Source organism: Mesorhizobium sp. WSM4821, from assembly GCF_055901555.1.
This window is the reverse complement of the sequence record NZ_CM148371.1, coordinates 4736455-4763189: the sequence shown is the minus strand read 5'-3', so window position 1 is coordinate 4763189 and position 26735 is coordinate 4736455. Positions and strand designations below refer to the sequence as shown.

Below are 26735 nucleotides of genomic sequence, written 5' to 3'. Positions count from 1 at the left end.
CGCGCTGATGCGGCTTGGGGGGGGGCTGGCTGACAGGGGACGCCGCCCTAGCGGCAATCATTCTTTGGTCCAGCGGCCAGTTCGACACCAACGCAATCGCCGCCGTCCTGACCGTTCGAGAAGACGCCGTCTGCCGAACGCTAGCAATGGCGCGCGACGGCGCGCGCGCGGATGCGAGGGCCGAGACATGAACGCGATGACGGGCTTCGCCCTCGATAACCGCATGACCGTCGTTCTGTTCGCCGGCATGGGCGGCGGCTGCGACGGCCTGGAAGAAGCCGGCTTCCATGTCCATGTCGCGATCAATCACGACCCGGTCGCGGTCGCGGTTCACGAGAAGCGCCATCCGCATACGAAACACCTGCGCTGCGACGTGTTCGAGGCCGACCCTCGCAAGGTCACCAATGGGCGCGGCGTGCGCGTCCTGCATGCCTCACCTGACTGCACGCATTTCTCGGTCGCCAAGGGGTCGAAGCCGGTCAGCAAGCGTCGTCGCTCGCTGGCATGGGTCATCTGCCGCTGGGCCGGCACCGTCCGCCCCGAAACGATCACCATGGAAAATGTCCAGGAGATCAGGACGTGGGGGCCGCTGATCGCAAAGCGCGATCCGGCGACCGGCCGCGTCATGCGGCTCGACGGCACAATCGCGGCCAAGGGCGAGCGCGTCCCGGTGCAGGATCAATGGCTGGTCCCCGATCCTCGCCACAAGGGCCGCATCTGGCGCGCCTGGCTGAAGCACCTGCGCGGGCTTGGCTACAGCTTCGATTACCAAATTCTGGTCTGCGCCGACTATGGCGTGCCGACCATCCGCAAGCGGTTCTTCGGCGTTGCCCAGGCTGATGGCCGTCCGATCGTCTGGCCGGTGCGGACGCACGCGCCGCGCAAGGATGCCAAGCGTCTTAGCCTGAAGCCATGGGTCGGCGCGCATACGATCATCGACTGGTCGCTGCCGGTGAAATCGATCTTTGGCCGAAAGAAGCCGCTGGCCGAGGCGACGTTGCGGCGCACGGCGCGCGGCGTCATGCGCTATGTCGTCGACGCTGCAAAGCCGTTCATCGTGCCGATCACACATTCGGGCGGCGACCGTCTTCACGATGCTGGCGAGCCGCTGCGGACGCTGACGACCGCGCACCGAGGCGAACTGTCCGTGGTGGTGCCGACGTTGATCCGCACCGACCAGCAGAGCGCCGCAGCGCGCAATGGCGTCCATTCTGTCGAGGATCCCGTCAACACGCTGCATACGTCATCCGGCATGGCGATGATGGGAGCAACCATCGTCGGCGCCGGCGGGCGCGCTGCGCAGTCGGCGCCTCGCGATCTGAAGGAGCCGCTGGGCACGACGACAGGCAAGGAAGATCGTATTCTGGTCGCCGCACACCTGTCGAAGTTCAACCAGAACGGCGACGGCTCGATTCCGGACGAACCGCTGCCGACCGTCATGGCCGGGGCGCCACGCCATGCGATCGTTTCGGCAAGCCTTGTCCAAGCTGACTATGGCGAGCGTGAAGGGCAGGCACCGCGCAGCCTCGACATCGAAGAGCCTATCGGCGCGCAGGTGGCCGGCGGCGGCAAGCATGCGTTGATCGCGGCCTTCCTGGCACAGCACAACGGCGATCCGCGCGTTGACGGCAGCAAAGAGGCGCGGCCGGGCCGACCGATCGACGAGCCGCTTGGTGCCTTCACGACTAGCCCGCAAGTTGGCGTCAGCGCCGCATTCATCGCCCAGCACAACACCGGCGAGCCCGGGCGATCAGCGGAGGATCCGCTGTCGACCATTGTTACGCTCGGATCGACGCAAGGCGTTTTCGCAATCAGTCTTCAGCGCCAGTTCGGGGCGAGCGTGGGGGCGGACGTGGAGGATCCTGCGCCGACTGTCACGGTCGGAGGTTCGGGCAAGTCCGCGTTGGTCGCAGCAGCGCTCGGAAGCATGCACGGCACCAATCAGGACGGCCGACCGATCGAAGAGCCGTTGGCGACCGTTGCTGCCGGCGGCAACCACGCTCATCTGATCCTCGGCTTCCTCCAACACTATTTCGGCTCCGGCAAGCAGGATGACGACGTGCGCCAACCGCTCGGGGCGCTGACCGGAAAGGCACGCTACGGCCTGGTCGAGGTGATGGTGAAGGGCGTCCTGCACTACATCGACGATATCGGCATCCGCATGCTGGAGCCGGAGGAAGGCGCCGCGGCGCACGGCTTTAAGCCCGGCACACTGCCATCCGAGATCACCATAGACGGCAAGACGCGGCGCCTCACCAAGACCGAGAAGTATCATCTGGTCGGCAACAGCGTGCCGCCATGGATGATCAAACTGATCGCCGAATGCAACGTGCGGCATGCCTTTGCGGAGGCGGCGGAGTGAGGCCGTTCCAGCCGACTCTTTTCGAAGGATCAAAGCGCCTGGTCTATGACGAGGCGGTCGATCTGACGCTGCAATCGATGCAGGCCTATGGGCCCTCGCATGATCATTGGGGCATCGCATGGTCCGGCGGCAAGGACAGCTCGGCGACGCTAACCCTGATCGTGCATCTGATCGACGTTGGCCGCCTTGCGCCGCCGAAGTCGCTGACCGTTTTTTACGCCGACACGCGGCAGGAGCTGCCGCCCTTGGCGATCGCCGCGGCGCGCATGATGGAGCAACTCGCGGCCCGGGGTATTGTCTGCGAAGTCGTGCGTGCGCCGCTCGACAAGCGTTTCCTGGTCTACATGCTCGGCCGAGGCGTGCCGCCACCGAACAACCGAACCTTTCGGTGGTGCACGCGCCAGATCAAGGTCGACCCGATGGCCGAGGCGATCGAGGCGCGGCTCGATGCCTTGGACGGCAACGTCTTGATGATCACCGGCGTGCGCGAAGGCGAGAGCGCCATTCGAGACGAACGCATCCGCATGTCGTGCGGCAAGGATGGCGCGGAATGCGGACAGGGATGGTACCAGGAGGTTCTGCCGCAGTCCAAAGGGGTGCGCGGCCGGATCGCGACCTTGGCGCCGCTTCTTCACTGGCGCGTCTGCAATGTCTGGGACTGGCTGCGCGTCTATGCGCCGATGGCCGAATATGGCGGCTGGGCAACTTCGGCGATCGCGGACGCCTATGGCGGCGATGAGGCCAATGAGATCAACGCCAGGACCGGCTGCATCGGCTGTCCGCTGGCTAGCCAGGATCTCGGGCTGGAAACCGTCCTCAAAAGCCCGGACTGGGCGTACCTCGCTCCCTTGCGTGGCCTCAAGCCGATCTATCGCGAACTCCGCGAGGATGACAGCAAGCGGCTGAAGAAGACGGGGCTGGAGGGAGATGGCACCCTTTCGAGCGGCAAGAACAAGCAGCGCAAAGGCCCATTGACCTTTGCCGCGCGTCTGGACGCACTTGAACGCATTCTGGCCATTCAGAGTGCCTGCAACGCGTCGGCGCGGGCGCTTGGCCGGCCTGAAATCGACATCCTCAATCCTGAAGAAGAAGCGCGCATTCGCGAGCTGATCGCCGCCGGCACGTGGCCTAATGGCTGGGACGGTGACGAACCGACCGCCGACACTCCCATGGACAGCATCTTTCGGGACGGCTCGGTGCAGCCGTTGCTGGTGTGGTGATGAGCGAAGCCATTAAACTCTTCATCGAGGATGCGCGCGCGGTCAAGATCGAGGAGGCCGCGAAGATCCTCGGCCTGAAACTCTCAGGCCGCGGCGCCGAGCATCCGCAGCCATGCCCGAATTGCGGCGGCACCGATACATTCGCCTTCAACACGAAGAAGGAAAAATGGAACTGCCGCGCCGGCGGCGTCGGCGGCAATGACGCGATCGGCATGGCCGCGCATTGCGCCGATCTCGACGTCCGGCGCCGCGACGGATTCCTCGAGGCCTGCTCGATCGTGCTCGACCGCGACATTCCCGACGAGGGCGAGCGCGAGAGCGAAGAGGATCGCGCAGCGCGCCTGAAGCGGCTGGAGGAGCGGCGCCTACAGAACGAGGCGGACGCGGCCGCCCGCGCCGGCAGCCAGGCTGATTTTCGCGAACGCGAGCGCAAGAAGGCGCGCGGCATCTATCAGTCGCTGACGGCGCTGCGGACGGCCTCACAGCCGCATGGCCGCTTCTACCTGCAGCATCGCTGCGGCGGCTTCCCCGACGCTGCCTGGCTGCGCGTCGGCGCCGATGTGACCTACTGGCACGGCCAGGACGACTGGTGCAATCCGCTGGCGCTCCATTCCGGGCCCGCCATGGTCGCGCCCTTCGTCGGCCCCGACCTGGAGCCGATCGGCTGCCACATCACCTGGATCGACCTCGACCGGCAGCCGAAGTACCGGCCGCTGCTGGCCGACCCGGCTACCGGCGAGTTGCTGCCGACCAAGAAGATGCGCGGCTCCAAGAAGGGCGGCTTGATCCCGATCGCCGGCCATCCGGAAGCGCATCGCTGGGTCGGCGGCGAGGGCATCGAGAACGGCGCGGCCTTCGGCGTCTGGGAAGGTTGGCGGGCGGACACGTTCTATTTCGCCGCCGGCGATCTCGGCAACCTGGCCGGCCCGGCCGAGCCCTCGTCGCGCTTCGCGCACCCGACATTGAAGAAGCTGGACGCAAAGGGCGTCGCGCGGCCGGTTATGGTCAATGGCCCGAAGCCGAAGCGCGACCATGAGCCTGACGACGCCATGTGGGTGGCCGATCACGTCGACGAGCTGGTGCTGTTGGCCGATGGCGATTCCGAGCCGGTGATGACGGCCGCCGCCATGGCCAGGGCGAGGGCATGCCATGCCCGGCCTGGCCGGCTCATACCGATCGTCTGGCCGCGCGCCGGATATGACTTTTCACGCATGGCGGCCGAGACGGGGGAATAGTGGCAAAGAAAAAGACTGGCATGCCCGAAGAGGTGGCCGCCCTTCTGGAGGAAGCAACGCGCCAGGCCGAAGCGGCCGGGCTGCCCCGCACCCCGCTCGATCTCGATGGAAGTGTCGATGAACTGGATGACGGCGAGCCGGGCACCGGCCCGCGCGGCGGCGGAAAGGTCGACCTCGAAGTGGTCAAGGCCTGCGCCGGCCTCGACCATTCCGACACCGACAATGCCGAGCGGCTGCTTGCCCATTTCGGCGAGGATCTGCTGGTGCGTGCCCAGTCGAAGGCGCGCAAGGCCGCCTATGCGGTGTGGACCGGCACGCATTGGGATATCGACACCGGCGAGCCGCGGGCGCTGGCGGTGGCGCAGAATGTCGGCGGGCGCATCGCGCTCGAGGTCGAATATATCGACCACACCCCGGCCGAGAAGCACGCGATCGAACGCGGGACCGAGGCGTTGAAGATCGCGGAAGAGGAGCGCACGCCGGTGCAGCGGAAACTGGCCAAGCTGGCCGAGACCGCCAACGCCAACCTCGCCAAGCGCGTCAGCCGGCGCATGAACCATGCCGTGTCCTCGAAGAACAAGGGCCGTCTGGAGGCGATGCTCGCCTGCGCCGCGCCGCATATCCAGCGCGGCCCTGACGAATTCAACGCCGACCCGCTGAAGGTCGCACTGGCAGGCCATACGCTGTGTTTCCGGCGCACCATGACGCGCGTGCGCAACCCCGCCTTCGACGATCCTGACGACGATCGCGAGGATCTGCCCGAGTTCATCCATGTTCCCGACGCCGAGCTCAAGGTCGTCGCCGGCCATCGCCGCCAGGACATGATCACGCAGCGCGTGCCGGTCGACTACGATCCCAAGGCCAGATGCCCGCGATGGGACGAGTTCATGCGCGACAAGCTGCCGCTCGACGAGGTGCGGCGCATGGTCCAGGTCGCGTCAGGCCTCGGCCTAGTCGGCGTGACGGTGCAAAAGCTGTTCTTCCACTACGGCAAGGGCGCCAACGGCAAGTCGGTCTACATGGAGACGCTGTGCCGGCTGCTGGGCGAGGTCGCGGTGACGCTGCCGTCGGAATCGTTCATCGGCGAGGGCAAGGCCGGCGGTGCCGCCAATCCCGACATGGCGCGGCTCTATGGCCGCCGCTTCCTGCGCGTCAAGGAACTGCCCGAGGGCGAGGATTTGCGCGAGAACCTTGTCAAGGACCTGACCGGCGGCGAGCACTTTACCGTGCGCGATCTGTTCGAGGGCTATTTCGATTTCAAGCCGGTGTTCACCGGCCACATGTCCGGCAACGGCTATCCCAAGATCACCGGTACCGACAACGGCATCTGGCGGCGCATGGCCGTCATCCATTGGACCAAGATCATCGCCGAGGCCGACCAGCGCGAGTTCGAGGAAGTCGTTGCCGAGTTCGCGCCGGAATATCCCGGCATCCTCAACTGGCTGATCGAGGGCGTGATGATCTTCCTGCGCGAAGGGCTGGTGATCCCCGACGCGGTGCGGCTGAAGACGCAGGAATATCGCGACGAGATGGATCGCACCTCGGCCTTCTGTGCCCGCTGCGTGATCCCCGACGCCACCTCTGAGCTGACCGCCAAGGAGTTCTACCAGGCCTATGTCGACTTCACCGTCGACGAGGGCGGCAAGCCGATCTCGCTGACCGCCTTCGGCCTGATCATGAAGAAGAAATACGACAAGGTCGACGGCCGCGTCGTGGTCTATCGCGGCGTCAGGCTGGTCGACGTGCCGGCCTCCAAGCAGGGCAATCTCGGCGCCGGCAGCTCCGATTTCGAGGGCCATTTGCGATGATCCCCGCAACCCCTTCCAGCCGTGCCGTGCCTGCCCACAAACCGCCGCGCGTTGAAATCATTCAGCTTTTCGCCGCGATAGTTGCGATAGTTCGCGACACTTCGCGATAGTTCATACAGCGAGAATAAGATAATGAAATCAATGATTTGCGATAGTTTGCACCAGTTTTCCGCCGCCTATAGAGGTGGGGAAGGGGAGCGGGGAATTGATTTCTTTACGTCTATGGGCAACCAAAACTATCGCAACTCCCGCATCATCCTCTCAACGAATTGAAATCCCTCGATAAACTACCGTCCAAGACTATCGCTAAACTATCGCAAAACTCTCGAAAACTGTCGCAAGGGAATAAGAAGATGAAGACCGTGACCATTGAGGAATTGCTGACATGGGCTTTTGTCCATGAATTGCCTAAGGGAGGCGGGGTCGACGGGCTGGACAATGCCAACTCGGCCTGGCGGATGCTGGAGGCCTCGTCATGGGGAAAGATCACGAGTTTTGCCGAGCTTGGCGCGATCGTCGACAAGGGCAGGGGCGACACTGAGAATTACTGGATCGAGCAGGGCGAGCCGCATGACGACGCGGTGGCCGTCGGCCGCGCGGTGGCCGGGCTGTCGCGCTGCGACGTGGCAATCCCGGCCAACTGGCAAGCGCTGGCCGACTGGCCGGACACCGACGATGTCACCGAAGGCATGGCGGAAGCGGCGGTCAGGAAAGCCGTCGAGCGCTATATGCTGCGCCCGCCGCAACGCCGCGCCGCCGGCATCGTCAGCCTTGTCGTCGGCACTGCCATCCTCGGCCGCGAGCCGGATTTTCAGGCCGAGCCGTCCAAGACCAGGCTGGTCGAGCGTGGCGGCCGGCCGGCATGGTTCGTGATGCGGCGCATGAGCCACGGGGATGGCCGGACCTACGATCTCGAGGTCGACGGCTACAATGGCCGCACCCAAAGGCCGGTGAAGGGCGCCTATCGCAAGTATGAATTCTCGATCGATCCGACCGGCGACATACTCGGCCGGCTCGATTACCAGATCTGGGTTGCGGCGCTGCGCCGGCTGGAGGCGGAGGTCGCCACGCAGCTCGTCGGCCACAGGCTGGTCTATTCGGATCGCTCGATGACACCGTGGCTGGAGGCCGACAGGCCTGGCGTCGCGCTCTTCGAACGGGCGGCCGAGCGGCCCGCGAAAAAAACTGCTTCCGTCTGTTGACGTGCAGCAGAAACTTGACATACATCTGAACACGGTAAAAAAGAAATCACCCCGGCGCCCCAAGCGACCGGGGTTTTTCATTGGGAAATGCGCTGTGACCGTCGAGCTTCATGTCGATGCGTCCGACTTCGAGCATCTCGGCCGCGCCATTGCGCGCCTTCCAGACCAGATCAAGGCCAAGGCCGCAGCGCGCGCCATGCGCCGCATCACGCAGATGGCGCGCAGCCGCATCATCAAGCGCAATGCAGAGCGCATCGACATCCCGCCATCGCGGGTGAGGGCGGTGACCACGGCGCAATTCAATGCGGGCGGCAACACGTCCGACGTGATCCTGCGATCGGGCTGGCTGCCGCTCTACAAGCTCGGCGCGACCCAGACGGCCAAGGGCGTGCGTGTCCGGTTGAGAGGGTCATATCGCTCTGCCTTCATCGCCGAGATGAAGAGCGGCCATGTCGGTGTGTTCAGGCGACAGGGCAAGGACAGGCTTCCGATCAGGGAGATGTTCGGGCCTAACCCGGCGCACGACATCACCAACAATCCGGAGGTCTACCTCCAGGTGCTGACCGAGCTGATCGAGCAGAGCCTGATGCCTCGCTATCTGCATGAGGTCGAGAACCTCCTGCCCCGCTGACCCCACCCCCGGTGTAGGGACCGTATCAGCGTTTCCAACCCACACGGGCCCGGGGGAGCCCGGGATTTTTCTAGTAGGCGCGTCGGAAAGCGGTACACGCAAGAACGTGTGATGCACGCGTGCCGCACGGGACAATGCACGCATGGTCATCGAAACCGACGCCGACGCCGGCGAGTGGATTTCGATCACGGACGCCGCCGCGCGTTTGAGCGCGGCCGGCGATCGGATCGATCGCTCGACGCTGTCGCGCTACCTCAAGCAGCATGCGCAAGCGTTGCCGACGCGCGAGGAGGGCAAGTCCCACCTGGTCGAGTTCGGCGCGCTGGTCGCGCACCGTGGCGAGAACATTCGCCTTCGCGCGGTGCCGCCGATTGCCGGGCTGGCACCGAGCATGGGCAGGCTGCCAGCCAAGGCGGCGTCACGGTTTGCCGGCAGCCAGTCGGACGGCTTTGCCCGCAAGGCGCAGGCCGATGCCGAGATGCGCGAGATGGACCTCGCCAAGCGCCGCGGCGAACTGACGCCGACGGCCGAGGTGGACAAGGCTGGCCGCGACGCGATCGCGCTGATGCAAAGCGCCTTCGACCGGGCGATCGAGAGCGAGGCGGCGAGCCTGTCGGTCAAGTATGGCTGGGACGAGCGCGTCGCGCGCATCGCCCTGAAAGGCTTTGTCCGCGTCGGCCTCGATGACTTCAACCGCGAGATCCGCGAACGCCTCGACCAGCGCGAGCGTGAGCGGGCGGCAGGCGACACCGGTCCATTCGACCAGGCATCCCTGCAATGAGCTACCACGACGCGCGGCTCTCATTCCCTGAGTTGCCGCATGGGGCCGAGGTGCTTTTCGCCGGGCTCGAGGCCGCGAGCCGGCCCGTAGCCGACCTGACAATCTCGGAATGGGCCGACCGCTACCGCGTCGTCTCGCCGGAATCTGGATCGCCCTGGCCGGGCCCGTTCAAGACCGACCGGGTGCCATATCTGCGCGAGCCGCAGGACTGCCTGCATCCCGACCATCCGGCGCGCCGGGTTACCTGCCGTTGGGCCGCGCAGCTCGGCAAGTCCACGGCGATCGAGAACTGGTTCGGCTACATCGTCGACCAGGCGCCCGGCTCGATGATGATCGTGCTGCCGACGCTCGAGGAATCGACGAAGTTCAACCGGGTCAAGCTGCAGCCGACCATCGAAGCCAGCCCGCGCATCGCGCACAAGGTGATGCCGGTCAACAGCCGCGATGAGCAGGGGTCGACAACCTCGTTCAAGCGCTACGCCGGCGGCTTCTGCCAGATCGTCAACGCGGGCTCTTCCAAAGGCCTGCAGATGGTGTCGATCAAGTATCTCGCGATGGACGAGGTCACCGGCTATCCGCGCGACGTGGACGGTCGCGGCAGTCCGCGAGACCAGGCGCGAGCACGCCAGAAAATGTATGGCGATCTCGCCAAGGAATGGGAAGGCTCGACGCCCGGCATCACCGGGGAATGCGCGATATCAGGCGACTTCGAAGCCGGCGACCAGCGCTACTACTACGTGCCGTGCCCGCATTGCGGCATCTATCAGGCGCTCGAATTCGACCAGATGCGCGAGACTGACCCGGCCCGTAACTTGCCGGTGCACATGGCTTGCATCGCATGCAACGGCGCAATTCTCGACGGACACAAGGCCGAGATGAATGCGCGCGGCCATTGGATCGCCCGCCGTGTCCATGACGGCGATGAGGCGGTGCCGGAGACGATCGTGCCTGGGGAAATCGCCCGCTGGCGCTGCGATCCGTGCGAGGGCCGCTGCCGCGACTGGCAGCCGAGCTATCATCTCTGGGCCGCCTACGCGCCGCGCGAGCGCTTCGCCGACATCTGGCACCGCTTCAAGGACGCCGAAGGCGACACGACGAAGCTGCGCACCTTCTATCAGCAGGATCTGGCGCTGCCATACGACCCGGGCGGCGTCGCGGTCGAATGGGAGAAGATCGTCGATGCGGCGCGGAAATTTCCGTTCCCGCAAGGGGTCATCCCCGCCGAGGCCGGCATCGTCGTCTCGGCCGCTGACGTCCAGGGCTACGGCATCAAGTGGTCAGTGTGGGCGATCGGGCCGCGTGACCGCGCCTGGCTGATCGACCGCCAGATCTTCATGGGCGCGCCCGACCAGGTCGACGATGCCTGGATCGAACTTGCCGACGCGCTAGGCAAGACCTATCGGACCGCCGGCGGCGGCGAGAAGGGGATCGACATCTCCGGGGTCGATTCCGGCTTCGCGACCGACCGCGTCTACCGGTTCTGCGCGTCGCGGCCGAACGTCTACGCGCTCGACGGGCGCCATCCGATCGGACTGCCGTGGCTCGGCACGCCGGTGAAGAAGGATATCCGCGACCAGCGCAAGCGCATCGTCGCCAAGGTGATGCTCTATCCGGTCGGCCTTTACGACATCAAGACCTCGGTGATGGCGGCGCTGGCGAACTTCGTGCTCGGGCCGGACGAGAGGGGCAGCTGGCCGCGCAACACCATCCATCTGTCGAACGAGCTCTGCGACGAGGAGTTTGCCAAGGAGATGACGGCCGAGCGGCTGGTCGATCCGGACGAGGAGGCGCGCGCGACGATCTCGCGGCGCGCCCGCAACCTGATCAGCCCGAAGGCGCCGCGCGAGTGGAAGAAGATCTTGGGCCGGGCCAACGACTGGTTCGACACCACGGTCTACGCCTTCGCACTGGCCTGGCACCTGAAGCACAAGCGCCGGCTCAACGCCGAGCGCTGGGCCGATCTCCTGACCGAAGTGCACGGCAAGCGGGCCGAACCGGACTTGTTCGAGGCCGCCGAGGATGGGCCGTTCAAGGCCAAGACCACAAAGGCCGACCCGGAGCGCGAGGCGCGACGGAAGGCAAACCGCGAGAAATGGGCGAAGAGATCGTGAACGAGAAGCCGAGGTTCAGGGTTAAGGCGGGCAGCGCGGCTTCCGCGCGTCTGCTCCCTGGTGCGGCGCTAGCTACCCAACGCCGACCTATGACGGCGTCCTACCTGCGTGACAGCCGCTCTGGCATCATCAACACCAGGCCAGCCATTCTTCGAGAAAGTCGCGATGACATCCGCCAGGCATGGCGCCGTTCCGCCGGCATCGCCGTCGACCTGATCCAGAACTCAGGCCGCCTGCGCGGTGCGGCAGACCAGGTCATTGCCGACACCGTGGGTGTCGAGCTGGTGCTCAACCCGCAGCCCAATCTCGCCCGTCTCGGCTGGAGCGAAAAGGAAACCGCCGACTGGATCAAGTTGGTCAAGGAGGAGTGGAAGCGCTGGTCGTGGAGCCCGCGCGAATGCGACCTGCGCGGCAAGTTCACGCTGCCGCAGTTGGTCGACATCGCGCTGCGCTGGGACATGGCCTATGGCGAAGCCACCGGCGTCATGTCCTACATGAGCGCAGCGACGCGCCAGCAATACGGCATCAGGAGCGGCACCAAGCTCTGCATGGTGCCGCCGACCCGACTGGTGCAGGACTCTAGCGAATTCGAGGGTTTGTTCCAGGGCGTCTTTCACGACGCGAACGGCCGGCCGACGCACTACCGGTTCGAAGAGCGCAACACCGGCATTGTCGAGAGGCGAGATTACCCGGCGGTCGACACTGACGGCCGACCTGTCGTCATTCACGCCTTCGACCCTATGGATGCCACCGACGTTCGCGGCATCTCGCGCATGGCCCCGGCTTTTCGCCAGCACATCCAGCACGAGATCCTCGTCGACACCACGATCCAGACCCAGATCCTGCAGACGATCTTCGCAGCGACATTGACCAGCGCGTCGCCTTCGAAGGAAGCCTTTGAAGCTTTGGAGGCTTTGCCCGACGACAATGCCGATCTGCGCGACGAGTTTCTCGCCTATTTCGGCGGTGCGCTTGAGCGGGCTCGCGAAGGGGATATCACGGTTTCCGGCGATCCGCGGATCTCGCATCTGGCGCCTGGCGAAGAGTTTATGTTGCATGGCGCGAAGACTCCGGGTCCGCAATTCCTGCCGGTGTGGCAGGCGCTGTCGCGTGACATGGCGCGTGCCATCGGCATCACCTACGGCGGACTGACGATGGATCACAGCAATGCGACCTATTCGTCGACGCGGATGGAAAATTCTTCGATCTGGCCGGTGGTGGTGCGCCGCCGCGAACGCATTGCCGGGCCGATTTGCCACGCAACCTATGAGAACTGGCTCGACGAGTATGTCGGCGAAGGCCGCATTCCGTTCAAGGGTGGCTACAAAGCGTTTGCCGCCAACAGGGATCTGGCGTCGTGGGCTTTGTGGCAAGGCCCGGCCAAGCCGTCCGCTGATGACGGCAAAAGCGCCAAAGCCTCGACCGAGCGCCTGGTCAACGGAACCTCCACCTTGGCGGCGGAATGCGCCGAGCTTGGTTACGACCCCGATGAAGTGTTCGAACAGCGCAAGCGCGAGCATCAGCATTATCTGGACGCGGGAATGCCTTCGCCGTTCGTGCCTCGCAATGGTGCCTCGGCCGCGACAGAAGAACCGGCAGAGCCGGCAAAGGCCGCCGCCTGATGTCCACAATCAAGATCGCCGGCGTTGAAGTCGACGCGGAAGACCCGTGCGCGCTCTACCAAGCGCTATACGCGGCAAAGCTGAAACTGCTTGCCGGCGAGCGGGTTGAAGAGACCGAAGTCCGCTCGCCGGTGACACATCAGCGCGTCCGGGTTTCGGTTGCCAGTATCGCCGCGCTCGATGCCGAACTGATGCGGCTCGCCGCGGCTTGCTCGGCCAAGAGCGGTAAGCGGTCGCGTTTCGCGAAATCCATGCGTTTCACCCGAGGATATCCCAATGGCGGCAATTCTTGCTGACGGCGAGCTGACGCTCTCCGGCGATGTAGGCGACGCGTGGTTTGGCGACAGCTTCACCTATTCCGAGGTCGTCATCTTGCTCGCGCAGATCGATGACGATGCCGAACTGACTGTCCGACTGAATTCCGGCGGCGGCATTGCCACTGAGGGCGCTGCAATCCACGCGCTGCTCGCCCGCCGCGGCGGCCGCACGGTTGTTGTCGTCGAGGGTATTGCGGCATCGGCCGCGTCGCTGATCGCCATGGCAGGCGAAACGGTAACCATGGCCGAGGGGTCGATCATGATGATCCATGACCCGTCCGGCATCACCTTCGGCACGTCCGACGATCACGCCAAGTCAATCGAAGGCCTCGAGGCGTTGGCAACCGCCTACGCCCGTGTCTATGCGGCCAAGTCCGGCCTGACGGCCGACCAGTGCCGCGAGATCATGAAGCGCGAGACCTGGCTGACAGCCGCCGAAGCGGTCGAGCAAGGGTTCGCGGATGATGCCGGCGATGACAAGGCTGGCGCCGTCGCTGCCTTCGACTATCGAATTTACGCGCATGCGCCAAAGCGGCTCACCGCTCTGGCCAAGAAGAACGGCTGGTCGCACGAAGCGGCCAGTTCGCCAGCGGCGAAGTCCGCCGACACCAACCGTCAGCAAGAGGAGAATTCCATGACGGAGAAAGAACGGGCGGACGCCTTGGCCGCCGAGCTTGAACAGATGAAGACCTCACATGCGACGGCGCTTGCCAAGGCTGCTGCCGACGCCATCGCTGCCGATCGTGCCCGGCGCACGGCGGTAATGGCACTGGACGAGGCCAAGGGCCGCGAGGCGCTTGCCGATACACTGGTCGCGACGCAGCTCTCGGTCGAAGAGATTAAGGCGGCGCTCTCGGCGGCGCCGAAAGCCGGTGAAGCCGACCAGAAGGCTTATGAGCAGCAGCGGCTCACCGCACTTTCGCTGCCGGGCGGCCAGAAACCCGCTGAGGCCTCGGCAGGCTGGTCCAAGGCGGCCGAGCGCATCAACAAGCGCAACGGCTGACCAGCCTTTCGCGCACTCCACTCTCACTCGTGAAAGGCTGAAGCCATGACGACTGTTACCGAAGGCCGGCATGCCGGCGAATTCCTGCTCAGCGAGGCGAACTTCCACCGCTCGCGTGAGAACGCCACGATCGCCTTTTTGCAGACGCTTCTTGCCGGCACCGTGCTCGGCCGGATCGCTGTCGTGGCAGGTGTGACTGCCGTTGCCGCAGCCGATGCCGGCAACACTGCCGGCGGCGGCGCGCTGACGCTTGCCGATCCCGCCGTCTCGTCCAAGGTGAAGGACGGGGTCTACAACATCATCTGCACCGAGCCGGCGACCAATGGTGGCACCTTTGAGGTGACCGACCCGAACGGCAAATCGATCGGCAAGGCCACCGTTGGCGTAGCCTTCAACAAGGAAATCAAGTTCACCATCGCCGATGCCACCGACTTCGTTGCCGGCGATCGTTTCACTGTAACGGTCGAGGCTGATGCCGAAGATTTCCAGCATGTCGCCTACAACCCGGCCGGCGTGGACGGTTCGGAGGTCGCGGTCGCCATCGCGCTCTACGGCGTCGTGACGCCTGCCGACGCAACGGCGGCCATCGCCATCATCGCCCGCGACGCGGAAGTCAACGGCCATCAGATCGAATGGCCGGCAGGCATCACCGCCGCCCAGAAGGCCGACGCCGTCCAGGCGCTCGAGGCGCGCGGCATCATCATCCGCAACTGACGGTGCGGCGGGTGACCGCCGGCCTTTGAATTGAGCCCGCGGTCAGCCGCGCCGACCATCTCCTGCCAGGCAGGATTTCCAGGGAAACCAGACAAATGGAAAACATTCTCGACATCTTCAAAAACGATGCGTTCAGCTGCACGTCGCTGACCGATTTCGTCAACGACCTGAAATACCGGCCGGGCCGCATCGGCCAGATGGGCCTGTTCTCCGCGAACCCGGTCACCACGACCTCGATCGCCATCGAGCGCGTCGGCGACATCCTGCAGCTCGTCAAGCCGTCACCGCGCGGCGGCCCCGGCGAGACGCGCGACATGCCGAAGCGCAAGATGACCGATTTCAAGGTGCCGCATTTCCAGCGTGACTGGGCAGTTTACGCCGACCAGGTGCAGAATGTCCGCGCCCGCGGCACTTCGGACCAACTCGCCACGGTGCAGCAGATCGTCGGCGACGTGATTTCCGCCAACACGTCCGACATGGATCTGACCGAGGAGCATGCGCGCCTCGGTGCGATCACCGGCATCATCACCTATGCCGACGGCTCTACGCTCAACTTGTTCACCGAATTCGGCGTCAACCAAGAAACCGAGGTCGATTTCGACCTCGACAACCCCAATCCCGCCGACGGCATACTTCGCCAGAAGGCCACGAAGGTGATCCGCGCCATGAAGAAAAGGCTGGGTGCGGTGCCGTTCACCCAGGTCCATTCCTTCGTCGGCGACACCTTCTTCGACCAGTTGCTTACCCACAAGGAAGTGCGAGACACCTACAAGGGCTGGTCCGAAGCGCAGATCCTGCGCGAATCGTATATCGGCAAGAACCGCTCGGAAAACCCGATGTTCGAATTCGGCGGCATCGTCTTCGAGAACTATGGCGAGATCGATGGCGAGGGCGTCGGCATCGATACACTCAAGGCGCGCTTTTTCCCGGTCGGCGTGCCGAACCTGTTCAAGACCTACCAGTCGCCGGCCGATTACATGGAGACCGTCAACACGCTCGGCGAGCGTCTCTATGCCAAGCAGTGGCCGATGCCCAACGACAAGGGCATCAACGGCGAATTGCAGATGAATGCGCTGCAGCTCTGCACGCGTCCTGGTGCTTTGATGGGCGCGCGCAACACCTGATCGAGACTTGCGATGATCGACTGGAACGAGGCTTTGGCGGCGACGGAATCGACCGTCGCCGAAGTCTTCGACCGCGAGAGCTTCCGCGTCGTGCCGACGGCGCGGCGCGTCGGCGTCAACGAGACCCGCATGGCCGATCCCGACCGCGCGGGTTTTCCATTCGTCGGCTCGATCCATTTCGGGCCAGCCGCCCTCACGCCGGGATTTTCACATCCTTCCATGCTGATGTCGGATCGGGAGCGTGCGCGCGAAATGCCGGCGCATGAGGCGGTCATCACCGCGCTGTCGACCGACTGGCCCGAGCCGGTGAAGGTCGAGGACCAGATCGTCTGGGGCGAGAACGGCGAGAAAGGTCGCTTCGTCGTCGCCGCCGTTCCGGTCGACGGCGGCAAAAGGCTGGCCATCTTCGTCAACCGCACCAAGGGCAGACCATGACCATCGCCGCAGAGATCGTCCGGCTGGCGGCTGTCGAAAGCCTGTGCCCGACCGCTGCCCTGCTTGCCGAAACGGCTATGCCGACCCTGGCGCGTGACCGCGTCTTCGACAGCCGCCGGCCGTCGGTCGATCTGCTCGATGCCGGCAAGGAATACACGCCGGTTCTTTCGCTGTTCACCCGCCGGTCGCAATCGCCGCGCCGCGGGGCAGGGCAGGGCAGCGTTGCCCGCAACGGCAGCACCATCCTCGAAGTCGTCGCCGAACTGGCGGTGGCGGCGAAGGACGATGACGGCGCCGAATTCGTCGACGCCATGGCCGGCTCCGATCCGAAGGCCCGCATCGTGCTGTCGGCACTTTGCGCGCAGGTCCGCTACGTGCTGACGCAGGGGCCGACCGGCGCGATCTTCCGCCGCGCCGTGATGGCCATCGACAGCATCGACGAGGAAGGGTTTGCCGTCCCTGAGCTCGGCCTGCGCTGGCAGCGCACGACCATGCTGTTCGACTGCCAGATACCCGACGACGAATTCTCCCAAGCGGGCGGCCTGCCGTCGCCGGCTGCCGCAATCGCGGCGCTCCTGCCCGAAAATTCCTACGCCCGGGCGACGCTCGACAATATGGCCGCGCAGTTCGCGGCGGCGGCAGTGCTGCCGGTCATCGACACCATCGCCTTCGAGGTGAAGCAGGCCGGCGTGTCCGGCCAGGCTGGAACCGCCGAAGCGGTCGAGCCGCCGTTTTCCGACATCGAGGAGTAGACCATGGCCAATTTCGTCTTCGCCAGGCTTGCGGACGCTTCGCACCGCCTGCCGCATCCGTTCCGGCCGAACACCGATTTCCCGGCCGATGGCCAGACCATCGACCGCGAGGATCCTGTCTGGATGCAGCTCATCAATGACGGCTCGCTGACCGTCGAAGCGCCTGCCGTCCCGGCTGCAGGCAAGCGCAAGGAGAAATGAAATGGGCATCGAGTTCAACAACATCCCCGGCGCCGGCCTGGTCGCGCCGCTCTTCGCCTTCGAGGTCACGTCAGGCGGCAGCTACCAGTCGGAATCTCGGCTGCTCCTGATCGGCCACAAGAACACAGGGGCCGCGATCGCCGACAACGTACCGCAGGCGATCGGTTCTGCGCAGGAGGCGGTTGCCCTTGCCGGCGCCGGCTCGATGCTGGCCGAAATGGCCCGCGTCGCCTTCCTCAACGCCCCGGTGCAGGAGACCTGGATCGTCGCCGCGGCGGCCGTTGGTGTCGCCCGCGCGGACACCATCAAGGTCAATTCGGTGCCGGCCGGCGGCGGCGTCGGCACGATCGAGATCGCGGGCGAGTCGGTCCAGGTGGATATCGCCGCCGGCGACAGCGTCAACACCGTTGCCGCAGCACTTGCCGCCGCGATCAACGCTTATTTCAATCCGCTGACCGGCGCCTCGCTGCCGGTGACGGCGACGGTCGCGACCGATACCGTGACCACCACCGCGCGGCATGTCGGCGCCATCTTCGCCGATCTCGATTTTTACGTGCCGACGACGATCTCCTCCAACGCCTTTGCCAGTACCGCATTGACGCTGACCAACACTGTCGCAGGCACCGGCGATCCCGACCTGTCGGCGGCGCTCGCGGCGCTCGGCGACGATCCGTTCGACTGGATCGTCTCGTCCTTCGCCGACGCGACCAATATCGGCCGCTACGCCTCGCTACTCAACGACACATCCGGCCGCTGGGCCTACAACAGGCAGGTCTACGGCCATGTCTTCGCGCCGTCGACCGGCTCGACCTCGGCCTTGACTACGCTCGGCCTGTCGCTCAACGACCGGCACCTCACCATCCTGCCGCGCATCGCCGCGGCCGGCAATGCGACGCCGGCCTGGCTATGGGCGGCCGGCCTCGTCTCACGCATCGTGCCGTGGCTGGCTGACGGCGTCACCGGCAACGTCTCGCGCAACCAGACCGGCCTCGTCGTCGAGGGCGTCAAGGCACAGCGCAACCGCGCCACGGTGCCGACCTATGCCGGCCGCAACACGCTGCTGCGTTCCGGCATCTCCTCCTTCATCATCACATCCGACGGCCGCGTCGCGATCGACAAGGTCATCACCACCTACCAGAAGGACGCCAACGCGCAGCCCGACGAGACCTTCCGCGATATCCAGGCGATCGGCCAGCTCGTTGCCATCCTGCGTTTCTTCCGGGCGCAACTGTCCTACGAGCACGGCCAGAAGGCGCTTGCCGATGAAAACCCCGGCGGCCTCGGCGCGCTGTCGACCCCGAAGTCGATCAAGGCGACGCTGGTCCACGCCGCCGAGACGATGGAGGCGCAGGGAGTCCTCGAGAACGCGCGAGGTTTCGCCGATCGGCTGGTCGTCCAGCGCAACACCGAAAACGCCAACCGCGTCGACATCCTGGCGCCGATCGATCGCGTCAACGCGCTCGACGTGATCGCCGCCAACGCGAGGCTCTACAGCCAGTATCGTTAGGCCTCACGGCCGCGCACCGGCTTTGCGGCTTCGGCTCTTCCTCACACTCTCGCTAAGGGAATGGAAAAATGCAGAATTTCGGCGGTGAAATGACATTCGCCATGTCGACAGGTGACCGGATCGTGGTGCGCGGCGCGGCCGAGATCATGCCGTCCAACGTCAACATCGAAGGCAATGCCAACCAGGACGGCTCGGTCTATCGCACGGTCACGCCGACCGGCTATGGGGCCAATCTCACTTTCGAGGACATGAGCGCCGACGACTGGAACCGGCTGATGCGCGCCTCGGGCTTCAACGTCACTCTCAACGAGAGCTTCAACGGCGCGCAGCATTTATGGACCGAAGCCGCGTTCACTGGCCGGCCTTCCGTCAACCGCGCTACAGGCGAGGTCACCGGCGTCGCGCTGCTCGCCCGTGCCTACAAGAAGATCTGACCATGGCCGACAAGGTCGTTCCACTGTCCAAGCGCTACGAGGCGCATGGCGAGCCTTTCGATAGTGTCACCCTGCGCGAGCCGCGTTTCGAGGATCTTCTTGCCTTGGGCGAACCGTACGAGGTTCAACGCGCCGCCGGCAACAATGTCGTGATCGAGAATGTCGATACCGTCGCCGCCTATGTTCGCCGCTGCGTCACCGCGCCGGGGATCGAAAAGCTTGGCGCGCTCTCGCTGGCCGACGCCCGGCTGGTGCGCGACGCGGTGATCGGTTTTTTTATGGTTACCGCGTCGCAGGACGGCAAGTAGACGACATCGTCGGCATCCAGGCCGACGATCTCCTGTTCTTCTTCGGCTGGCAGCCGTCCGTGGTTTTGCCGATGACATTTTCCGAGATTGCCGCGCTGCACGGGCGCGGCATTGAATTCCTGAAGCGCAGGCCGAAAAAATGAGCAACCGCACGATCGAGGCTATTCTGCGCCTGTCGGCGAAGCTCGGCCCGATGGGCGCTTTCGGCCAGCTGTCCGGCAAGCTCAACCAGGTCAACCAGAAGGCGCTGGCGTTCAACAAGACGCAGGGGATTATGGCGCGCAACAGCATGATTGCCGCCAACGCCGTTCGCGGTCTCGTCGCCTACGGTGCGGCGCGTGGTGCTGCCGCGATGGTGACCAACTTCGCCAGCGCCGAACGCCGGCTGAACCGCATCGCCATCAACGCTGACGCCGGCAAGGACAAGCTTGGCGAGATGTTCCGCAGCGTCGATCGCGCCGCGCTCGATTACCGGATGACGCAGGACAGCGTCACCGACGGCCTCGAAGCACTGGTCGCCTCCGGCCGCAGTCTCGACGATGCGATGTCCTTCCTGCCGTCGGTCGCCGCCACGGCGCAGGCGGCCGGTGCCGAGATCGCCGATATCGCCACCACGGCGGACGCTATCGGCAGCTCGTTCAAGTTTACCGGCGACAACATGCAGCGCGCCTTCGATATCCTGGTGACGTCGGGCAAGCAGGGCAAGTTCGAGTTGAAGGACATGGCTCAGTACCTGCCGTCGCTGGCGCCAGCCATGGCCGCGCTCGGCTACGAGGGCGAGAAGGGGCTGGGCAAGCTGGCGTCGATGCTGCAGACGGTGCGGTTGCAGACCGGCGACGCCAGCTCCGCCGCCACCAATCTGCAGAACGTGCTGCAGAAGATGGAGTCCGACCAGACGGCGAAGACCTTCGCGAAGTTCGGCGTCAACCTGCGCAAGGAAATGGCCAAGGCGCGCAAGGAAGGCCGCGACCTGATCGACGTGTTCATCGAATTGACCAACCGCGCGCTGAAGGGCGATCTGTCGAAGATCCCGCAGCTGTTCACCGATGCGCAGTTCATGCAGGGCATGCGCGCCCTGATCCAGGGGCGCGACGCCATGGATGGTTTCCAGAAATCGCTGGAGAATGTCGACGGCTCGACGATGCGCGATCTCGGCCGCATCCTCGCCGACAACCAGTCGAAGATCGACCTCATGGCGGCATCATGGGAGCGAATGAAGCGAGCCATCGGCGGCGGCATTGCCGGCCCGGCAACGGGCGCCATGGATTTCGTCAGCTCAAACATGGACAAGGCGCAGTTCATCAACGCGCAGCTCGACAAGGAAGGCATGACGTTCTGGCAAAAGCGCATGTGGTGGGCGCGCAACGGCTTCGACAACCAGGACCAGGGCCTGAAGGCTTTTCAGGGCGGCTGGCGTTCGCCCGAGGGCCTGATCGCCGCCAAGGGGCCGATGAGCGCCAGCCCTGAACTGCCTTCGCGGCGTCAGGACCAGCCCGGGCGCATCCCGCTGCCGACCGCGCGCCCCGTCGCGCCCGATACGGCCGAGCAATACCGGCTCTACGGGCGCGGGCATGCAGCCGCCGTGCGCAGCGGCGGTTTCGAGCAGAAGCCGGCCGGCTTCTTCGATAACGAGATCGACTTCAGCGCGATGGAGCGGGCCACGTCCGCCGCGGCCGCCGACCTGAAGGGAGCCGGTGTCGAGACGGCATCGTCGGTGGTCGACGGCGGCAGGCAGGCCGGCGACAGCATCAAGTCTGGTGCCGACACATTGGCAGCGGTTGCGAGCAAGCTCGAGGCGGCGATCGTCTCTGGTGCCAACAGCCTCGCTGCCGCCGCCCGCAGCGCCGCCGCAGATCTGTCGCGACCGATCGGCTCTCTCAAGCCGGTGCGCGCCGACACCGGCCGCTCCGATGCCGGCCGCGCGATGGGGCCACGCTGATGCGCGACTGGCTGAAAGCCTTCCGGCCCGCCTCGTTTCGCGCCGTGCCGTTCTTCGTCGACTACGAAGACGCCGAGGGCGGACGGCGCGTCGCCGTCTCGCCGATCGCCTATTCCGACCTGCACGTCACCGAGGACATGGGCGGTGCCGTCAGGCGGTTTTCGCTCAGTGCCTATGTCGCCGGTGACGCGGCCGACACCAATGCCAGCACATTCATCGCGGCGCTCAACGCGTCTGGCGCTGCCACGCTGGTGCTGCCGATGGGTGGCCCGGTGCTGGTCAGGGTGCCGCGCTGGTCAATGTCGCGTGAGCGCAGCCGCGCCGGCTATGTCGGCTTCGACATCGAGTTCATCGCGGCCGGCGTGGCCTCGCTGCCGTTCGAGGCGGTACCCGGCGCACTGGCCATCGCCTCACTGATCGCTGCGGGTGTCGACACAATCAGCCAAGCCGCCGCCTTCCGCATGCGCGATGTCGCCACGGGCCAGGCGGCATCCTCTGCCGTCGCGGTCGCCACCGCGGCTTCCAGGCTGACGGAAATCGCCGACATTGCCGAACTGCCGGCTGAAAAGCGGCCCCCCATCGCCGACGCCATCGCGACGATCACGCGCCTGGCGGATGAGCCGGTGGCGCAGGCCGCGGCCATTGCCGACGCCATCGTCTCGACCACCGCAGCCATCGCCGACGCCGCAAGCCCTGCCGAGGCGGCCGAAGCCTTCGCTGACGCCGCCCAGTCTTCTGTCACTAAGAATTCGGCCGGCACCGATGTGTTCGACCTGGTGTCCGCCGCGGCCTTCGCCGCAGGCTTCTGCCAGACGCTTGCCGCCGCCGACTACCTTGCCCGACAGGACGCTCGGCGCGCCCGCGATCGCATTGCTCCGGTCGTTGATCCGGTGCTCGAGGCGCTGTCGAGCGGCCTCGACGTTGCGGTCAATGAATGGCTGTCCGACATTGCCGCGACAGCCGCCTCAGATTTGAGCGACGTCGCCGCCAACCGGGCGCCGCTGGTCAACGTCCAGACCGAGATATCGCTGCCGGCAACGGCGCTGGCCTATGCGCTTTACGGCGATGCCGGCAGGGCTGAAGAGCTGGCGCGCCGCAACAGCGTCGCCACGCCGGCCGCCATGCCGATCAGTTTCGAGGCCATTGCGCCTTAAACGTGTACACGCAGCCGCCACGGGGCGGCCTGAGAGGATCGTGCCTTGCCGCTTGAGACCATTGCCATTCAGGCGGGCGGCCTGTTCCTGCCTTGGCAGGATGTCTCGATCTCGATCTCGGCCGAGGAGGCGGTCCGCACCGCTGTCGTCAATGGGCACATTCCTCCGGGCGTGGAACCGCCATGGCCGGACACCAAGGCGACGCTCTCGGCTAGTGGCACTTTGCTGCTCACCGGCTATGTCAGGGATCTGAGCCCCGACCAGGGATCGGACGATTGGCGCGTGGCGATCTCGCTGGTTTCTCGCACGGTCGACGCGGTCGAAACCTCGATCCTGCACAAGACCGGCCTGGTCGAAAACAAGGATATCAAGGGCATCGGCGAGGCCTTCGATAATCTGGGCATCGGCATCGAGGCCAAGGGGTCGTTCGAGACCATCGCCAAGCATCAGATCGAGCCTGGAGAATCGCTTTACTCGACGCTGGAGCCGCTGGCGCGCGCGGAAGCCGCTGTTATTCACGACACGCCGGAAGGCAAGTTGCGGATCGTCAAAAAGCCGGAGGGCTCGCATTCGGGCGGCCTGGCTGCCGGCGTCAATATCATATCGGGCGGCGCCGAGTTCTCGGGGCAGGGCCGGTTCAACCCGGTCGTCGTGCGCGGGCAGCAATCGCGCGGCACGACACCGCAGGCAATGCGCCCGGAAGCCAAGGCCAGCGATGCATCGGTCGGCCGCGACAGGCCAAGGATCGTCGTGCTCGACGGCGAGGCGACGACCGCGCATATGAAGAACGCGGTCGAATGGGAAGCACGCGCCGCGGCCGGTCTCGCCGTCACTGCGACCATCACGGTGTCGGGCTGGCGCGACAAAGGCGGGATGATCTGGACGCCGAACTGGCTGGTGTATGTGAGGCATCCTCGCGTCTATCTCGACCAGATGATGGTCATCAAATCGGTGGAGCTGACGCAGGACACGCGCGCCGACGGCGAGGGCACGCGGGCGACGCTGACGCTGACCGATCCGCGCGCGCTCGGCGGCACTTCGTCCGGTTCGAAATCCGGCAAGGGATGGTCGGCGCCGGAACCGAAGGCGGAGTATTCGGCGCAATGAAATCCTCTGCCCATCTGACGCGGTTCGAGACCGACAGTTCGCGCTTCGACAACGGCCAGCTGCTGATCTCCGGTCGCGGGCTGGCGGGTGAGACCTTCAAGGACCTGCTTTACGTCCAGCCGCATGGCGCCGCCAGCCGGCCTCCGGCTGGGTCGATCGGCGTCGCCATGGTCATGCCTGGCCGGCGCACGCAGGCGATGCTGATGGGGATCGAGCATGCCGGGCACCGGCCCGACCTGCCGGACGGGGCGTCGGCTCTCTATGACGCCTCCGGCAACATCATCAAGCTTTTCGTTGGAGGCGTGACCATGGATTTCGGCTCGCGCACTGTCACGCTGACCGGCGGCACCTGGAATTTGCAGGGCGACCTCAACGTCGACGGCAACATAACGGCGACCGGCTCGATTATCGACGCCGGCGGCAACACCAACCATCACTCGCACTGATGATCCGGATTGTTCCACTCACCGGCGATGGCGAGCCGCTGCTGTCGCCGGACACGCTTTGGGACGGCACGCAAGGCGACTGGGCCTTGGCCGGCGACGACAAGGCCAATGCCGGCGGCCTGCGCGCCAAGGCAGCACTTGCCACAGCCGTGCTGCTTTGCCTGATGACCGATGCCCGCGTCGAGCCGGACGAGCTGCCGCCGGGGGAACAGAACCGCGGCTGGCCGGGCGACAGTTTCGATCTGCGCACCGATCTCGGCGAGGCGGCGATCGGCTCGAAGCTCTGGCTGCTGCGCCGGTCGACCGCCAGCGATGCCACCGCGCTTCGGGCGGAAGACTACGCGCGTGCGGCGCTGCAGCCATTGATCGAGCAGGGCGCGGTGTCGTCGGCCGAGGTGACCGGAACGGCGCTGCCGGCCGAGCGCCGCATCGACCTGAAAATTCTGTTGAAGGACCGCGATGGCGCGGTCGTCTTCGATCGCCGCTTCGGCGTCCTTTGGGAGCAATTGCGTGGCCTGGACCGTCCTCTCGCCGACTGAGATATCGTCCCGGCTGCGCGGCGCCCTGCGCCGCTATTTGCCGGGCACCGATGCGCTTGTGTGGCCGAACAACCTGACGGCGATCGTCAAGACGGTCGCCGCCGGGCTGCACGACATGCATCTGCGCGCCGCCTGGCTCTACGAGCAGATCTTCGCCTCCACGGCGAGCGTCCAGCATTTGGAGCGGCACGGCGCCGAGCTCGGTATCTATCGCAATTCGATGTCACGCGCCGAGGGCGTGGTGACGCTCAACGGCTATGCCGACACGATCTATCCCGCGGGGATCGCCTTCATCGCCGGTAACCGGCTCTATCGCTCCGTGTCCGATGCGCGCTCCGACCTGGCCGGCCTGCTGACGCTGACCATCGTCTCCGACGACTATGGCGTCGCTACCAACATCGCCGCCGGCGAAACCGTGCAGCGCGCCGACCTGACGCAGTTCCCGAACCTCGACCTCGAGGCGACGGTCGCCGCCGGCGGCATCGGCGGCGGCGCGGATACGGAAACCGACGAGTCTCTGCGCGCGCGCATCCTCGACCGCAAGCGGCGTCCTCCCCAAGGAGGTGCTTATTCCGACTACGAGCAGTTCGCCCGGGAGGTGTCCGGCGTCACCCATGCCTGGGCCTATCCTTTCGCCGACGCGCCCGGCACGGTTGGCGTCTGGTTCCTGTTCGAGGGCCGCGTCAACGGCATTCCGACATCCGGCGATATCGCCATCGTCCAGGAAGAACTCGAGGCGCGCCGGCTGATCCGCGCCGGACTGTCGGTCTCGGCCCCGGTTCCGGTTCCGCTCGACATCACCATATCCGGCCTTGCCACAGATTCCGTTGCGACCCGCGCGGCGATCTCCGCGTCGATCACGGCCATGCTGGGGACGCGCGCCCGTCCGGGCGTCGCGGCGGAGCCCTTCACGCTGTCCCGCTCTTGGGTGTCGGAAGCGGTCAGCCTGGCGGTTGGCGAGGACCGACACGTCTTGGTGGCGCCATCCGGCGACTTCACCTATATCGACGGCGAGATGCCGGTGCTCGGGACCGTCAGCTATGTCTGACCCGGCGCCGCGCTGGCCGCGCTATCTCGGCGAGGACGATGTCGCCTTCTTCCATTTCGCTCCCGACAATGCCTATGCGGCGCCGCCGTCGCAGGTCGATGTGCTGTCCGACCCGGACGACGAGACGGCGGAAGGGTTCCTGACCGCGCTGCTGCCCAAGGGTGCGGCGTGGGGCACGCCTGACAATCAGGCGCTCGACCCGCTGTCGGTGCTGTCGCGCTTCTGGCGGGCGATCGCGTCTGGCCTTGGCGACGCCTATCGCGCCCTGTTCCAGGTCGCTCTCGAATCGACCGCCATTACCCTGGTCGACAGCCTGGAGGACTGGGAGCTCGAATACGGCCTGCCCGATCCATGCCTCGGGGCCGACGCCACCATCGACGAACGCATGCGCTCGCTGCTGATGAAGATCCGCTCGGGCGGCACCATCACGCCGGGCGATTTCATCCGGCTGGCCGCCGACGCCGGCTATCAGATCACCATCGAGGAGCCGACGCCTTTTCGCATGGGCGCGTCTGCCATGGGCGGCTCCGAAGCGCTCGGCGGCGGCTCTCCGTCCGAATATGTCTGGATCGTCAAGGTGCCCGGCGTTCCCGTCACCTACTTCCAGATGGGTGTCGGCCGGATGGGCGAGACGCCGCTCGGCAAGCTCGGCCTGCCCGACGACCTGGTCTGCCTGTTCAACACGCTGAAGCCGGCGTGGACGACAGTCGTCTTTTCCGCCTGACCAAAGGGATA

At 65.6% G+C, this 26735-nt stretch carries 26 protein-coding genes; all 26 read left to right on the top strand.

Annotated elements, in window-relative coordinates:
- Positions 1-187 precede the first annotated feature (187 nt).
- The 26 genes from AC0NID_RS23165 (at position 188) to AC0NID_RS23040 (ending at position 26724) form a co-directional block, all read left to right on the top strand.
- On the top strand, positions 188-2362 hold the full coding sequence (locus AC0NID_RS23165) for a DNA cytosine methyltransferase (RefSeq protein ID WP_473457103.1): 2175 nt from the start codon (positions 188-190) through the stop codon (positions 2360-2362).
- Positions 2359-3582 (top strand): phosphoadenosine phosphosulfate reductase domain-containing protein, encoded by a 1224-nt coding sequence (locus tag AC0NID_RS23160; RefSeq protein ID WP_473457104.1) that lies wholly within the window; start codon positions 2359-2361, stop codon positions 3580-3582. The genes AC0NID_RS23165 and AC0NID_RS23160 overlap by 4 nt, the downstream gene beginning before the upstream one ends.
- Positions 3582-4817, top strand: coding sequence for a DUF7146 domain-containing protein (locus tag AC0NID_RS23155; protein WP_473457106.1), 1236 nt, complete (start codon positions 3582-3584; stop codon positions 4815-4817). The genes AC0NID_RS23160 and AC0NID_RS23155 overlap by 1 nt, the downstream gene beginning before the upstream one ends.
- Before the next feature lie 20 nt (positions 4818-4837).
- Entirely contained in the window at positions 4838-6625 is a 1788-nt protein-coding gene (locus tag AC0NID_RS23150) for a DNA primase family protein (RefSeq protein ID WP_473457108.1), read from the top strand.
- Positions 6626-6978: 353 nt separating this feature from the next.
- Complete coding sequence (locus AC0NID_RS23145) at positions 6979-7827, top strand: hypothetical protein (protein WP_473457110.1); 849 nt, start codon at positions 6979-6981, stop codon at positions 7825-7827.
- A 94-nt stretch (positions 7828-7921) separates the two neighbouring features.
- Positions 7922-8458, top strand: a complete 537-nt coding sequence (locus AC0NID_RS23140; protein ID WP_473457112.1) for a phage tail protein — start codon at positions 7922-7924, stop codon at positions 8456-8458.
- Between the two features lie 142 nt (positions 8459-8600).
- Positions 8601-9239, top strand: coding sequence for a hypothetical protein (locus tag AC0NID_RS23135; RefSeq protein WP_473457113.1), 639 nt, complete (start codon positions 8601-8603; stop codon positions 9237-9239).
- Complete coding sequence (locus tag AC0NID_RS23130) at positions 9236-11350, top strand: phage terminase large subunit family protein (protein WP_473457114.1); 2115 nt, start codon at positions 9236-9238, stop codon at positions 11348-11350. The genes AC0NID_RS23135 and AC0NID_RS23130 overlap by 4 nt, the downstream gene beginning before the upstream one ends.
- Before the next feature lie 89 nt (positions 11351-11439).
- The gene (locus AC0NID_RS23125) at positions 11440-12972 is read left to right on the top strand and encodes a phage portal protein (protein ID WP_473457115.1); all 1533 of its coding nucleotides are present in this window, start codon (positions 11440-11442) and stop codon (positions 12970-12972) included.
- Positions 12972-13268: a hypothetical protein gene (locus tag AC0NID_RS23120; protein WP_473457117.1), complete on the top strand. Its 297-nt coding sequence runs from the start codon at positions 12972-12974 to the stop codon at positions 13266-13268. Before AC0NID_RS23125 ends, AC0NID_RS23120 begins: the two co-directional genes overlap by 1 nt.
- Positions 13249-14292, top strand: a complete 1044-nt coding sequence (locus AC0NID_RS23115; protein WP_473457118.1) for a head maturation protease, ClpP-related — start codon at positions 13249-13251, stop codon at positions 14290-14292. Before AC0NID_RS23120 ends, AC0NID_RS23115 begins: the two co-directional genes overlap by 20 nt.
- Before the next feature lie 45 nt (positions 14293-14337).
- Positions 14338-15006, top strand: coding sequence for a head decoration protein (locus AC0NID_RS23110; protein WP_473457119.1), 669 nt, complete (start codon positions 14338-14340; stop codon positions 15004-15006).
- A gap of 95 nt (positions 15007-15101) precedes the next feature.
- Positions 15102-16130 (top strand): major capsid protein, encoded by a 1029-nt coding sequence (locus AC0NID_RS23105; protein ID WP_473457120.1) that lies wholly within the window; start codon positions 15102-15104, stop codon positions 16128-16130.
- A 12-nt stretch (positions 16131-16142) separates the two neighbouring features.
- Positions 16143-16565, top strand: coding sequence for a hypothetical protein (locus AC0NID_RS23100; protein ID WP_473457121.1), 423 nt, complete (start codon positions 16143-16145; stop codon positions 16563-16565).
- Positions 16562-17317 (top strand): hypothetical protein, encoded by a 756-nt coding sequence (locus AC0NID_RS23095; protein WP_473457122.1) that lies wholly within the window; start codon positions 16562-16564, stop codon positions 17315-17317. Before AC0NID_RS23100 ends, AC0NID_RS23095 begins: the two co-directional genes overlap by 4 nt.
- A gap of 3 nt (positions 17318-17320) precedes the next feature.
- Positions 17321-17518, top strand: a complete 198-nt coding sequence (locus AC0NID_RS23090) for a hypothetical protein (protein ID WP_473457123.1) — start codon at positions 17321-17323, stop codon at positions 17516-17518.
- 1 nt (position 17519) lies between these two features.
- Positions 17520-19025: a phage tail sheath subtilisin-like domain-containing protein gene (locus AC0NID_RS23085; RefSeq protein ID WP_473457124.1), complete on the top strand. Its 1506-nt coding sequence runs from the start codon at positions 17520-17522 to the stop codon at positions 19023-19025.
- A gap of 68 nt (positions 19026-19093) precedes the next feature.
- Positions 19094-19459 (top strand): phage tail tube protein, encoded by a 366-nt coding sequence (locus tag AC0NID_RS23080; RefSeq protein ID WP_473457125.1) that lies wholly within the window; start codon positions 19094-19096, stop codon positions 19457-19459.
- A gap of 2 nt (positions 19460-19461) precedes the next feature.
- Positions 19462-19767 (top strand): phage tail assembly protein, encoded by a 306-nt coding sequence (locus tag AC0NID_RS23075; RefSeq protein ID WP_473457126.1) that lies wholly within the window; start codon positions 19462-19464, stop codon positions 19765-19767.
- 139 nt (positions 19768-19906) lie between these two features.
- A complete protein-coding gene (locus tag AC0NID_RS23070; protein WP_473457127.1) occupies positions 19907-21706 on the top strand; it encodes a phage tail tape measure protein in 1800 nt (599 codons plus the stop codon).
- On the top strand, positions 21706-22860 hold the full coding sequence (locus AC0NID_RS23065; protein ID WP_473457128.1) for a DNA circularization N-terminal domain-containing protein: 1155 nt from the start codon (positions 21706-21708) through the stop codon (positions 22858-22860). The genes AC0NID_RS23070 and AC0NID_RS23065 overlap by 1 nt, the downstream gene beginning before the upstream one ends.
- A 45-nt stretch (positions 22861-22905) precedes the next feature.
- Entirely contained in the window at positions 22906-23967 is a 1062-nt protein-coding gene (locus AC0NID_RS23060) for a phage baseplate assembly protein (RefSeq protein WP_473457129.1), read from the top strand.
- Complete coding sequence (locus tag AC0NID_RS23055; protein WP_473457130.1) at positions 23964-24413, top strand: phage baseplate assembly protein domain-containing protein; 450 nt, start codon at positions 23964-23966, stop codon at positions 24411-24413. The genes AC0NID_RS23060 and AC0NID_RS23055 overlap by 4 nt, the downstream gene beginning before the upstream one ends.
- Positions 24413-24952 (top strand): phage GP46 family protein, encoded by a 540-nt coding sequence (locus AC0NID_RS23050; protein WP_473457131.1) that lies wholly within the window; start codon positions 24413-24415, stop codon positions 24950-24952. Before AC0NID_RS23055 ends, AC0NID_RS23050 begins: the two co-directional genes overlap by 1 nt.
- Positions 24924-26000 (top strand): baseplate J/gp47 family protein, encoded by a 1077-nt coding sequence (locus AC0NID_RS23045; protein ID WP_473457133.1) that lies wholly within the window; start codon positions 24924-24926, stop codon positions 25998-26000. The genes AC0NID_RS23050 and AC0NID_RS23045 overlap by 29 nt, the downstream gene beginning before the upstream one ends.
- A complete protein-coding gene (locus AC0NID_RS23040) occupies positions 25993-26724 on the top strand; it encodes a putative phage tail protein (protein WP_473457134.1) in 732 nt (243 codons plus the stop codon). The genes AC0NID_RS23045 and AC0NID_RS23040 overlap by 8 nt, the downstream gene beginning before the upstream one ends.
- Positions 26725-26735: the final 11 nt, after the last annotated feature.